The organism is Nitratireductor aquibiodomus NL21 = JCM 21793 (assembly GCF_000615975.1).
GTDB classification, from domain to species: domain Bacteria; phylum Pseudomonadota; class Alphaproteobacteria; order Rhizobiales; family Rhizobiaceae; genus Nitratireductor; species Nitratireductor aquibiodomus.
This window is the reverse complement of record NZ_BAMP01000114.1, coordinates 1-12263: the sequence shown is the minus strand read 5'-3', so window position 1 is coordinate 12263 and position 12263 is coordinate 1. Positions and strand designations below refer to the sequence as shown.

10 protein-coding genes and 2 pseudogenes are annotated in these 12263 nt (G+C 63.0%); all 12 read right to left on the bottom strand.

What is annotated here, in order from left to right:
• On the bottom strand, positions 1-1144 hold a 1144-nt coding region (gene ftsZ, locus JCM21793_RS20770), incomplete at its 3' end, for a cell division protein FtsZ (RefSeq protein WP_025031588.1).
• A 65-nt stretch (positions 1145-1209) separates the two neighbouring features.
• The gene (ftsA, locus tag JCM21793_RS20765) at positions 1210-2526 is read right to left on the bottom strand and encodes a cell division protein FtsA (RefSeq protein ID WP_025031587.1); all 1317 of its coding nucleotides are present in this window, start codon (positions 2524-2526) and stop codon (positions 1210-1212) included.
• Positions 2523-2741 (bottom strand): hypothetical protein, encoded by a 219-nt coding sequence (locus tag JCM21793_RS30665; RefSeq protein WP_244439930.1) that lies wholly within the window; start codon positions 2739-2741, stop codon positions 2523-2525. The genes ftsA and JCM21793_RS30665 overlap by 4 nt, the downstream gene beginning before the upstream one ends.
• Before the next feature lie 8 nt (positions 2742-2749).
• Complete coding sequence (locus JCM21793_RS27445; RefSeq protein ID WP_244439928.1) at positions 2750-3442, bottom strand: cell division protein FtsQ/DivIB; 693 nt, start codon at positions 3440-3442, stop codon at positions 2750-2752.
• Positions 3430-4356 (bottom strand): D-alanine--D-alanine ligase, encoded by a 927-nt coding sequence (locus JCM21793_RS20755; RefSeq protein ID WP_007010556.1) that lies wholly within the window; start codon positions 4354-4356, stop codon positions 3430-3432. The genes JCM21793_RS27445 and JCM21793_RS20755 overlap by 13 nt, the downstream gene beginning before the upstream one ends.
• Before the next feature lie 181 nt (positions 4357-4537).
• Positions 4538-5626: a UDP-N-acetylmuramate dehydrogenase gene (gene murB / locus JCM21793_RS20750; protein WP_025031586.1), complete on the bottom strand. Its 1089-nt coding sequence runs from the start codon at positions 5624-5626 to the stop codon at positions 4538-4540.
• A complete protein-coding gene (gene murC / locus JCM21793_RS20745) occupies positions 5623-7026 on the bottom strand; it encodes a UDP-N-acetylmuramate--L-alanine ligase (protein WP_025031585.1) in 1404 nt (467 codons plus the stop codon). Before murC ends, murB begins: the two co-directional genes overlap by 4 nt.
• The gene (gene murG / locus JCM21793_RS20740; RefSeq protein WP_025031584.1) at positions 7023-8147 is read right to left on the bottom strand and encodes an undecaprenyldiphospho-muramoylpentapeptide beta-N-acetylglucosaminyltransferase; all 1125 of its coding nucleotides are present in this window, start codon (positions 8145-8147) and stop codon (positions 7023-7025) included. The genes murC and murG overlap by 4 nt, the downstream gene beginning before the upstream one ends.
• A 1-nt stretch (position 8148) precedes the next feature.
• Positions 8149-9301, bottom strand: a pseudogene (ftsW, locus tag JCM21793_RS27440) (putative lipid II flippase FtsW).
• Position 9302: 1 nt separating this feature from the next.
• Entirely contained in the window at positions 9303-10700 is a 1398-nt protein-coding gene (gene murD / locus JCM21793_RS20720; RefSeq protein ID WP_025031580.1) for a UDP-N-acetylmuramoyl-L-alanine--D-glutamate ligase, read from the bottom strand.
• A gap of 9 nt (positions 10701-10709) precedes the next feature.
• Positions 10710-11791, bottom strand: a pseudogene (mraY, locus tag JCM21793_RS27435) (phospho-N-acetylmuramoyl-pentapeptide-transferase).
• Positions 11792-11880: 89 nt separating this feature from the next.
• Positions 11881-12263, bottom strand: a 383-nt coding sequence (locus tag JCM21793_RS27430) for a glutamate ligase domain-containing protein (RefSeq protein ID WP_036541178.1), incomplete at its 5' end; no start/stop codon positions are given.

Sequence of the window (12263 nt, the reverse complement as noted above, 5' to 3'; positions counted from 1 at the left end):
GAGCCGGCGTGGGCTCTGATGCAGCACGCTCTGCCTGGCGAATCGCGTCTGCGACCGGATCGGTAGCGACAGGCTGCGGCTTAGCTTCGACGGCGGCTGCCGCCGGGCGCTGGGCTTCGATGGCACGGGGCTGCTGCACCGGGCGCGTCGCGGTAGCGGGTGCGGAAATTTCCGCTGCGGACTTGTCGATGCCGGTAGCCACCACGGAGACGCGGATAACGCCTTCCAGGTCCTCGTCGAAGGTCGCGCCGAGAATGATGTTCGCGTCCGGGTCCACTTCCTCGCGGATACGGGTTGCTGCCTCATCCACCTCGAACAGCGTGAGATCACGGCCGCCGGTGATCGAGATCAGAAGGCCGCGTGCGCCCTTCATGGAGCTCTCGTCCAGCAGCGGGTTGGCGATTGCAGCCTCGGCAGCAGCCATTGCACGGCCCTCGCCGGAAGCCTCGCCGGTGCCCATCATGGCCTTGCCCATCTCGCGCATCACCGAGCGAACGTCGGCGAAGTCGAGGTTGATCAGGCCTTCCTTGACCATCAGGTCGGTGATGCAGGCAACGCCCGAATAGAGCACCTGGTCAGCCATCGCGAAGGCGTCGGCGAAGGTCGTCTTGTCGTTGGCGATGCGGAAGAGATTCTGGTTCGGAATGACGATCAGCGTGTCGACGCACTTCTGCAGTTCCTCGATGCCGGCTTCCGCCGTCTTCATACGGCGCTGGCCTTCGAAGTGGAACGGCTTGGTGACGACGCCAACGGTCAGAATACCCTTTTCGCGGGCAGCGCGTGCCACGACGGGCGCAGCACCGGTGCCGGTACCACCGCCCATGCCGGCGGTCACGAAGCACATATGGGTGGAGGACAGGTGATCGACCAGCTCGTCGATGCATTCTTCGGCGGCGGCCTTTCCAACTTCCGGCTGCGAACCGGCACCCAGTCCCTCGGTCACAGCAGCGCCGAGCTGGATCAGGCGTTCGGCCTTGGACTGGGTCAGCGCCTGTGCGTCGGTGTTGGCGACGACGAACTCGACGCCCCGCAGGCCCGCATTGATCATGTTGTTGACGGCATTGCCGCCCCCGCCCCCGACACCGAACACGGTGATGCGTGGCTTCAGCTCGGTAATATCCGGCTTCTGCAGATTGATAGTCATTGTCCTCGTCCTTTCCGCCTTTGCCGCCGCCTCGCCGCCGCGGTCGTCATTCGGGGCCGCCCCCGCTAGAAGTTGCTTTTCAGCCATTGGCTGACGCGCTGAAACCGGCCGCCAGTGCCGGTCGCACGGGTGAATATGCCGCTCTTGCCGCTGCGGCCACGGTTTTCGAACTCCGCCACCTGCGGATAAATCAACAGCCCCACGGAAGCGGAGAACGCCGCCCCCTTGGCCGCCTCGGGAAGCCCCGCCACGCCGAGCGGACGCCCGAGCCTGACATTGCGCCCGAACAGCCGCCGGGTTGCCTCGGGCAGACCGACAAGCTGGCTTGCGCCACCCGTTAGAACCACACGACGTCCCACAAGGCCGCCATAGCCGGAGCGGTTGAGCTTGTCGCGAGCCATCTCCAGCGTTTCCTCGATGCGCGCGCGGATGATCCTTGTCATCACGGCGCGTGGCACCTGGATCGGCTGTTCGCCCGGATCCGCCCCCATCGGGTGGATCGAAACGATATCCCGGTCGTCGCTCGAAGAGATCAGCGCCGAACCGTGCATCACCTTCAGCCGCTCCGCATCCTCAAGCCGCGCCGAGAGGCCACGCACCAGATCCATCGTCACATGATTGCCGCCGACCGGCAGCGCATCGGCCCACACGAACTTGCCCTCCGCGAAAACGGAGATCGTCGTCGTGCCGCCGCCCATGTCGATGCAGGCAGCGCCCATCTGCGCCTCGTCATCCACCAGTGCCGCCAGGCCGCTTGCGTAAGGCGTCGCCACCATGCGCTCGACCGAAAGATGCGAACGGTTGATGCAGAGCTCCAGATTGCGCAGCGGCGCCGCATCCGCCGTCAGGATGTGCATGTCGACGCCGAGTTCGGAACCGACCATGCCGCGCGGATCGCGAATGCCGCGCTCCGCGTCGAGGCTGAACCCCGTCGCCAGCGAATGCACCACCTCGCGCTCGGTCTCCAGCCCCTGCCGCGCACCGGCCGCGAGAACGCGGTTGATGTCGGACTGGGCGACCTCATGCCCGCCAAGATTGATCGACGCGGAGATCGTCTCGCTGCGCAGCCGCCCTGCCGACACATTGACGATCAGCGAATCCACCGTCAGCCCCGCCATGCGCTCGGCCGCGTCCACCGCCAGCCGGATCGCTTCCTCGGCCCGGTCGAGATCGACGATCACGCCCGACTTCATGCCCTGCGACTGCTGATGGCCGATGCCGATGACCTTCACACGATGCGTGCGATGGCGCAGCGCCCGTCCCTCTTCCGCAGGCATGAGCCTGGCGATGATGCAGCAGACCTTGCTCGAACCGACGTCAAGAACCGTGATGATGCCGGAGCGGCGCACGGCGCCTTTCTTGGGTTCTGATAACCAGCTCATATCTGCGCCCCGCCTGCAATCCGCGCCTTGTAGCGCTCGCGCATCGTTTCCTGATGCGCCTTGGCGGCCTCTTCCGAAAGGCCGATCGCCATACGGTCGGGAAGCCGCATGTCCACCGAAGTGATGTCGCGGGAAAGAAGACCGTTCTTGCGATCGAGAGCGGCCAGCGTCGCCAGTGTCAGCGCCTCGTTGGTCTCGGGCAGCTTGATCGTCACGCCATTCTTCAGACGCAGATCCCAGCGCCGTCCACCAACACGAATATAGCACGCACCTCACCCGCAATGGAGGGATGACGCGCCACCTTGGCGATGAATTCGGGCCCCGCCTCACGCGCACCCGCACCGATCACCATCGGCAGCGCCGTGTAGCGCCCGCCGTCGAACGGCGCGATCACGGAGCCATCCTTTTCAATCAGCGACAGCGCGTTGCCATGCTGCCAGATCGCAAATGCCTTCTTCTCGGTGATGTCCACTTCCAGCGTCGCCGGATAGACCTTGCGCACGGCAACACCCTCAACCCAGGGCAGACCGGCAAGGCGCTGCCGCGCCTCTTCGGCATTGAAGCCGACCAGCGCCGTCCAGCCATTCAGACCGACCTCTTGCAGAACATCGATCTCCGAGGTTTCTTCATTTCCGACCACATGGACCTGCGCGATCGCAAGCCCCGTCCGCGCGGTAACGCTCTGCAGAACCTGCGGCAGATGCCCGCCGGCCAGTGTCCCATATACCGCCGTGGCTCCAAGCAGCACCGCAGTCGCGATCGTCGCGCCGTAGCGCGGCGCCTCGACTTCACCCGCGTTGACCCTGTGCATGAAACGTGCCGGGCGACGCAGCCAGCGCGGCAACACGACATCGCCGCCGCGAAAGCGTCCACCGCTCCGGCCTGTCCCGGCTTGAGATGACGTCAGCGAGAACACGAGGCGTCCTCCACAATCCAACTCAACAATTCACCAAACCCAATTCCCGCCGCAGCGGCGATCTCGGGCACCAGAGAGGTTGGCGTCATGCCGGGCTGCGTGTTCACCTCCAACCAGACAAGCTCCCCATCATCGGATTTGCGATCGTCGAAACGGAAGTCGGACCGGGACACGCCCCGGCAGCCAATAGCCTTGTGTGCCTTAAGGGCCAGTGTTTCTATTTTTTGGTAAATATTTGGTGAAAGTTTTGCCGGGCATTCGTGTTTTGAGCCACCCGGAACGTATTTTGAATCGTAATCGTAAAAGGCGTGCCCGACCGGAATGATCTCCGCGATGCCGAGCACCCGCTCGCCCATCACCGCGCAGGTGAATTCACGCCCGGCAATGTAGCGCTCCACCATGACGCGTTCGCCATATTGCCACTCGGTCGAACTGATGATCTGCGGCGGGTTGCTCTGCCCTTCGGTGACAATGACCACACCGAAGCTCGACCCCTCATTGACCGGCTTCACCACATAGGGCGGCGCCATGGGGTGCTCATTGCCGATCTCGAAGCGGTTGACCACCAGCGCGTCGGCAACAGGAATACCCTCCGCCTTCGCCACCGTTTTGGCAAGCTGCTTGTCCATGGCCAGCGCGGATGCCAGCACGCCGGAATGCGTGTAGGGAATGTCGAGATATTCGAGAATACCCTGGATAGCCCCGTCCTCACCGAACGGGCCATGCAGGGCATTGAAGGCGACATCGGGATTGAGCTCAGACAGGACACGCGCCACATCGCGCCCGACATCGACGCGCGTGACGGCATATCCCTCGACCTCGAGAGCATCGGCGCAGGCAGTGCCGGAAGAAAGACTGACCGGCCGCTCGGAGGAGAAACCTCCCATCAGGACGGCGACGTTCTTTCTCTTCATGGTCCGGCTACCCCCTTGTCCGGCCGCCCAGAATTTTGGGCGATAAGCTGCATTGGCCGAGTGAGACCTCCTCGATTAGGAAAGCCCCCGACCCGAACGCCGCGACTCAAATCAGTGATTACTTATGAGCCAAAGAATCAGAGGTTTGATTCCATGGCAAGGGCTTGAGATTCCCGAAGATTCAATTTTCTGAAAATTTTACACTTTGTGAACGCGAACACCCGCGCGGTGCAACTTGACACGGGTCGGGATCACGGGCGCCACAATTGGGAAGGTTCTCTGCGTCATGCAGAAAACCGCATGCAACTTCAGAGCATTTGCCCCAGCAGCGGTCGATCCGTCGGCCTTCCCTGAACTCGCCGATGCGCTTGATCTCCCATTCCAGGCGAATGCCCGAATGCTCGAGCACGCGCGCCCGCACCGTCTCGCCGAGATATTCGAGATCGTATCCGCTCGCCGTACCCGTGTTGATCATGAAATTGCAGTGCATGGGCGACATCTGTGCCCCGCCGATGGTGAGCCCGCGGCATCCCGCCTTGTCGACCTCTTTCCAGGCCGAAGTCCCGGGCGGATTCTTGAATGTCGAGCCACCCGTCTTCTCCCGCACCGGCTGCACGGTCTCGCGATGGTGCTGCACCGCATCCATCTCTTTCTGGATGGTCTCCCGGTCTTCGGGGTAGCCCTCCATCAGGGCCGAGGTGAAGATCAGATCCTTCGGCACAGAGGAATGCCGATAGGCATACCCCATATCGGCGTTCGAGAAGATGTGTAGTTCGCCCTTCCGGTCGAGCGCACGCACCTCAACGACGCGCTCCTTCGTCTCGACGCCATTGGCGCCCGCATTCATGCGCAGCGCCCCACCCAGTCCTCCGGGTATGCCGTGATAGAAGTGAAAGCCGCCAATCCCGGCCTCAAGCGCCGCTGCCGCAAGGCGCTTGTCGGGGATGGCAGCACCGGCGCGAATGCGCGTGTCCGAAACCACCTCGGCCTGACCGAACCCCTTGGCCGACAACCGCACCACGAAGCCGCGAATGCCGCCTTCACGCACAAGCAGGTTCGAGCCGATCCCCACCATAGTAACCGGAATGTCTTCCGGTACCGCCTTCAGGAAGGCAGCCAGGTCCTCCTCGTCGGCTGGCTGAAACAGCGCGTCCGCGGGACCGCCGGCACGAAACCATGTGATCTTGTCCATGCCGGCATCAGGCGTCATGCGCCCCCGCAGACCCGACAGGCGGTCCCCAAGACGGTCAAGCAGCGCGGCACCGCTCATCCCTTCGCCCCCAGATCGTCCGGCAGGGCATATGCCCATTGCGTGATGTTGCCAGCGCCCAGATAGACGATGAAGTCCCCCTCCTTCGCCCAGCGCCGTACAATGGGCTCCACCGCTTCCGGTCCCTCGATATGAGCGACATCGCGATGGCCCGCCGCACGAACGCGCGAAACCAGCGCCTCGGAGGACACACCGTCGATCGGCTCTTCGCCCGCCGCATAAACCGGCGCGATCAGCACCTTGTCCGCTTCGTTGAAGCATGCGGCGAAATCATCGTAGAGATCGTGCAGCCGCGAATAGCGGTGCGGCTGGGCGATGGCGAGAATCCGTCCCTTGCAGGCCTCACGCGCGGCTTTGAGAACGGCGCGGATTTCCACCGGGTGATGCCCGTAATCGTCAAAAACGCTCACGCCGTTCCAGGTTCCGGTCAGCGTAAAGCGGCGCTTCACGCCACCAAAGCCCGCAAGCCCCGCGCGGATCGCTTCATGGTCAATGCCCAGTTCATGCGCAACGGCGATCGCCGCCGTCGCGTTCGAAACATTGTGTTTTCCAGGCATAGGCAGGCGAAGTCCCTCGAGCGTCTCCGTGCCACCCGTCTTGCGGTCGCGAAAGATCACGTCAAACACGGAAACCGGTCCATCCATGCGGTGGTTGGCAAAACGCACATCCGACTGCGGGTTTTCGCCATAGGTGACGACGCGGCGGTCTTCGATCCGCCCCACCAGCGCCTGCACTTCGGCATGATCGATGCACATGGCAGCGAAGCCGTAAAACGGCACGTTTTCGACAAACTGACGAAACGCCGCCCGCAACTTGTCAAAATCGCCATAGTGATCGAGATGTTCGGGGTCGATATTCGTGATGACGGCAATTTCGGCCGGGAGTTTCAGAAAGCTGCCGTCGCTCTCATCGGCTTCCACCACCATCCAGTCGCCCTCGCCCATACGGGCATTGGTTCCATAGGCGTTGATGATGCCTCCATTGATGACCGTCGGGTCAAAACCGCCTGCATCGAACAGCGCAGCCACCATCGAGGTGGTCGTTGTCTTGCCATGCGTGCCGCCAATGGCGACCGCCTGCCGAAACCGCATCAGCTCGGCCAGCATTTCCGCACGTCGAACGATCGGCAGATGCTTCTCACGTGCCGCAACAAGCTCGGGATTGTTCTTCCTGATGGCCGTGGAGACAACGATGACTTCAGCCTCGCCCAGATTTTCTGCCGCATGGCCGACAAAAACCTCGATGCCTTTCTCACGCAGGCGCACCACATTGGCATTCTCGGACTGGTCCGAACCCTGCACCTTGTAGCCAAGTGTATGCAGCGCCTCGGCAATTCCGCTCATGCCGATGCCGCCGATACCGACGAAGTGCACGGTTCCGATCGTCTCCGGCATTTTCATGCGTGGGTTCCTTCTTTCACTGTTTTGGCGGATTGGCCGGAGGCAATAGCCTCAACCACGTCTGCAAGCAACGCCGCCGCGTTCGTTTTGCCCACGCCGCGCGCGGCCCCGGCCATTTCAGTCAGGCGCCGGGAGTTCTCCATTGCCCCGCCGATCAGACCGGCAAGGCGCTCAGCGCTCAGCGTGGCCTGCGGATGAAGTTCCGCACCGCCGGCCCGCTCCAGTGCCGCGGCATTGGCTGCCTGATCGTGATCGAGCGCATGGGGATACGGCACCAGAAAGGCCGGCCGGCCAATGGCTGCGATTTCCGAAACGGTCGACGCGCCGGAGCGCGAAATCACCAGATGGCTCCCGGCAATCCGGCGTGCCATGTCATTGAAAAAAGGCGAGACTTCCGCAGGCACACCGAGCTTTTCATAGGCAGTGCGAACATCCGCCTCGTCTTCGGGCCGCGCCTGCTGGGTCACGACAAGCCGCGCGCGCTGTTCCGGCCTGAGCTCTTCGACGGCTGCGGGGATCGCCTCCGAAAAAAACTGCGCACCCTGGCTGCCACCAAAAACGAGAAGATGGAACGGCGCTCCCGCATCCGGCGCGCGATAGGGCACCGCTGCCGCCTCGATCACCGCCGGACGGACCGGATTTCCCGTGGCAATGATCTTGTCCGCAAAAGGTCCTTCAGCCGCAAGAAATCCACCAGCAATCGCCTGCACACGCGCCGCCAGCGCCTTGTTTGCGCGTCCCATCACCGCGTTCTGCTCATGGATCAGCGCCGGAACGCCCCGCCGTGTCGCCGCCCACAGAGGCGGCAGTGTGGGATACCCGCCAAACCCGACCACGGCAGCAGGTTTTAGCCGCTGCAGCAGTGCGGATGCCTGCTTGACGCCACGCCAGATAGTCCAGCCAGCCCTGAGAAGTGCGATGGGGTTCTTGGATCCGAATGTGGCGCTTTCGACGATATGCGTTTCCGCAGCCGGAAAGTCGCCCGAAAATCGCGCCGCCCGTTTGTCGGTCGCCAGATGCACCTGCCAGCCACGCTCGTGGAGCGCATGCGCGAGCGCTTCGGCCGGAAAGAGATGGCCGCCGGTCCCGCCGGCGGCAAGAAGTATCGTGCCCTTATTCATGTCAGCCGGCGACCGCCTCGCGTCCCGAAGGAGTCGCATAGGTCACGGGACGGCGTTTCTCAGGTTTGCGGCGCGTGAGCGCGAGCACAAAGCCCATGGAAATGGCCATCGCTATCAGTGAGGAACCGCCATAGGAGATGAAGGGAAGTGTCATGCCCTTCGCCGGCAGCATGCGGATGTTGACACCCATATTGATGATCGACTGGAAACCGAACAGGATCACCAGTCCACTCACCGCATAGCGGGTGAAGTCATCGTCCTCACGCCGCGCTTTCGTCAGCCCCCGCAAGACCACAAAGGCAAACAGGCCAAGCAGGATCAGGCACAGGATGATGCCAAACTCCTCGCCGGCAACCGCGAAGACGAAGTCCGTATGCTGTCGGGAAGTATGCGCTTCACCGTTCCCTCGCCCGGGCCGCGTCCGAACCAGCCCCCGCGGGTGATCGCCTCGATGCTCATATCCACCTGATAGGTATCGCCCTCACCGGTCAGGAAGCGGTCGATACGATCGGCCACGTGAGGGAAAATCGTGTAGGCGAGAAAAGCGCCTCCGGCTCCCAGGGCGCCCAGAACGGCAATCCACAGCCATGGCATACCGGCAATGAAGAACATTGCTCCCCAGGTACCGAGCACGAGCATCGTCTGTCCAAGATCGGGCTGCGCAACCAGAAGCGCCATGACCAGACCAAGCAAAAGCATGGCAAAAAGATTACCGGGAATTTCCGGTTGCCGGGCATGTTCATGGAAGAGCCAGGCACAGATAACCACGAAAGCCGGTTTCAGATACTCCGAAGCTGAACAGAAACGCCGAATATATAGAGCCAGCGCCGCGAGCCCTTGACCTCCATGCCGGCGAAAAGCGTCACCACCATCAGAACAAGCGACCCGGCCAGCATGACCAGAGCCACACGCCGCACCTGACGGGGACTGAGGAAGGAAACAGCGATCATCACCACCACGGCCGGAAGCATGTATATGATCTGACGGGTAACGAAGTGAAAGCTCGACAGACCAATGCGCTCCGCAACCGCAGGGCTGGCGGCGAAGGAAAGAAGCACGCCCAGTCCCATAAGCATCAGGAAGGCTGCGAGGAACCACCGGTCGATGGTCCACCACCAGTTGGCAACCGGGCTTCGGTCGGTGCGGCTCACCATGTCACTTGCTCCCCATCATCTCGGCACCGGCGAGCGAACGCACCGCTTCGCGGAAGGCATCGCCGCGCACCTCAAAATTTCTGAACTGATCGAAACTCGCACACGCCGGCGAAAACAGGACAACAGCCTCCGGCGCGGGATCGCCCGCCGCATCACGCGCCGCATGGTCAACGGCCCTGTCTATGGTACCCGAAATCTCAAACGCCGTCGCCTCCCCTATGGTGGCGGCGAAAGCCGGCGCTGCCTCGCCGATCAGGTAGGTTTTGGCGATGCGTGGTAAAAAGCTCTTCAGTGTTTCAATTCCGCCGTCCTTGGGCAGGCCGCCGGCGATCCAGTAGATGCGCTCGAAACTTGCCAGTGCCCGCTCCGCCGCGTCGGCATTGGTGGCCTTGGAATCGTTGACGAAGAGAACCCGCCCCCTGCGGGCCACCTGCTCCATGCGGTGGGCAAGTCCCGGGAAGCTGTTGAATCCGGCCTGGATTTCTGACGCCGAAAGACCACACTCGAGACAGGCAGCGAGGGCGGCAAGCGCGTTCTGCGCATTGTGCGCGCCGCGCAGGGAGCCGATCCCCTCAAGTGTCGCCAGCTTCTCGGCAACCCCGCCGACCGCACGCATGAGGCTGTGTCCTTCAAGATAGAACCCGTCCGCCAGCGAGGATGTCGCCGAAATACGCAGGAGCCTGCGCCCGTCCTTCTCCAGCCGGTCGGCGATGCGCCGGCAATCGGGGTCGTCGACGCCGACAATGGCAAGCCCGCTCTTCGCCACCAGCCGTTCCTTTATGCCGGCGTAGTTCTCGAACGAGCCATGACGGTCCAGGTGATCGGGCGACAGGTTGAGCAGAATCCCGACCGAGGGGTCCAGTGTCGGCGCGAGGTCGATCTGGTAGGAAGAACACTCCACCACATAATGCCGCCCCGCCTCTGGCGGATCGAGCGTCATCACGGCACGGCCGATATTGCCGCCCATCTGCGTGTCACGACCGGCCTGCTCGAGAACATGCGCGATCAGCGCCGTCGTGGTCGATTTGCCGTTCGTGCCCGTGATCGCGACGAAGGGCGCCTCGGGCGCGTGCGCCCGGCGCTCACGTGCAAAAAGCTCCACGTCTCCGATGATCTCGACATCTGCCGCCCGTGCCAGTTCCACGCTCCAATGCGGACGCGGATGCGTCAGCGGCACACCCGGCGAGAGGACGAACGCATCCTGCGCGCTCCAGTCGATGGCACGCAGGTCGCCGGTCGGCACACCCTCGCCTGCCGCCCGCGCCACGCTGTCGGGGTTGTCGTCGAACGCCGTCACCCGCGCCCCGCCAGCCAAAAGCGCCCGCGCTGTGGCTATGCCCGACCCACCGAGCCCGAAAAGGGCGATGGTCCTGTCCTTGAAAACCGAAGCCGGGATCATTCGCTCTTCCTAGCGCAGCTTGAGCGTGGAAAGCCCGATCAGGGCGAGCAGCACGGCGATGATCCAGAACCGGATCACCACCTGGCTTTCGGTCCAGCCGAGCTTTTCGAAATGGTGGTGTATCGGCGCCATCAGGAACACGCGTTTGCCGGTCATCTTGAAGACCGCCACCTGGATGATCACCGACAGGATCTCCACAACGAACAGCCCGCCGATAATGGCGAGCACGATCTCGTGTTTGGTGGCAACGGCCACCGAGCCGATCAGACCGCCCAGTGCCAGCGATCCGGTGTCTCCCATGAAGATCGCCGCCGGCGGCGCGTTGAACCACAGGAAGCCGAGCCCCGCGCCGATCACCGCACCCAGAATCACCGCCAGCTCACCCGTGCCCGGCACGAAATGGATCTGCAGATAGTTGGCGAAAATGGCGTTACCGGAAAGATAGGCGATCACGCCGAACGACGCCGCCGCCACCATCACCGGCACGGTCGCAAGCCCGTCGAGCCCGTCCGTCAGGTTCACCGCATTGCCAGCCCCCACGATCACGAAGGCCGCGAACGGGATGAAGAAAATACCCAGATTGAGCAGAAAATCCTTGAAGAACGGAAAGGTGAGCGACGAGGAAAACGGCGCCTGCCCCGCCTGCATAATGGTCCATGCGGCAATCCCCGCAATCAGGAATTCCGCCGAAAGCCGCGCCTTGCCCGAAAAGCCCAGATGCGACTGCTTCGTCACCTTGAGATAATCGTCGTAGAAACCGATGGCGCCAAAGCCCACCGTCACCATCAGCACCACCCAGACATAAACGCTGGAAAGGTTCGCCCACAGCGCGCAGGAGCCGAGAATACCCGAGAGCATCATGAGCCCGCCCATGGTCGGCGTTCCCGCCTTCTTGAAATGGGTCTGCGGCCCGTCGGCGCGGATCGCTGGCCCTTGCCCTGCCGAACCCTGAGCGAGGCGATGATCATGGGCCCGAACAGGAACACGATCAGCGCCGAGGTAATCAGCGCGCCGCCGGTGCGGAAGGTGATGTAGCGGAATACGTTGAAGACCGAAACTTCATCGGCCAGTTCAACGAGCATCATGAGCATGGATCAGTCTCCCGTCGCCGCGCCCGGATAGGTGTTGATAAAGGCGTCGACCAGTCTGTTGAAGCCGATGCTCTTCGAAGATTTGATCATCACGCGTCGCCGGGTTTCACCGCCTTCACCACGAGATCGCGCAAGTCGTCGGTCGCCTCGCGGTATTCCACCGGCAGCCCCTGCGGCAGCGCTGCCGCCAGCGCCTTCATTTCCCGCCCGGCGAGATAAACGCAGTCCGTCCCCGCCCCGGTCACCAGATCGGCGAGCCCGGCATGCAGCTTCTCCGCATGGGAGCCAAGTTCGGCCATATCGCCCAGAATGGCGATGCGCCGTCCGCCGTCGCCGAGATCCGCCCGTTTCAGAAGGTCGAACGCCGCCTCCATCGAGGCCGGATTCGCGTTGAAGCTCTCATCGATCAGCGTGAACGTGCCGCCGTCGACCTTCAGCCGATGCCGCGCGCCGCGCCCCGCTTCGGCGCCGA

Bases quoted from the DNA above. Each gene is read 5' to 3' on its own strand.
- murD (WP_025031580.1), bottom strand. From the start codon at position 10,700: ATGATCCCGGCTTCGGTTTTCAAGGACAGGACCATCGCCCTTTTCGGG.
- JCM21793_RS20755 (WP_007010556.1), bottom strand. From the start codon at position 4,356: ATGAAGAGAAAGAACGTCGCCGTCCTGATGGGAGGTTTCTCCTCCGAG.
- murB (WP_025031586.1), bottom strand. From the start codon at position 5,626: ATGAGCGGTGCCGCGCTGCTTGACCGTCTTGGGGACCGCCTGTCGGGT.
- murG (WP_025031584.1), bottom strand. From the start codon at position 8,147: ATGAATAAGGGCACGATACTTCTTGCCGCCGGCGGGACCGGCGGCCAT.
- murC (WP_025031585.1), bottom strand. From the start codon at position 7,026: ATGAAAATGCCGGAGACGATCGGAACCGTGCACTTCGTCGGTATCGGC.
- ftsA (WP_025031587.1), bottom strand. From the start codon at position 2,526: ATGAGCTGGTTATCAGAACCCAAGAAAGGCGCCGTGCGCCGCTCCGGC.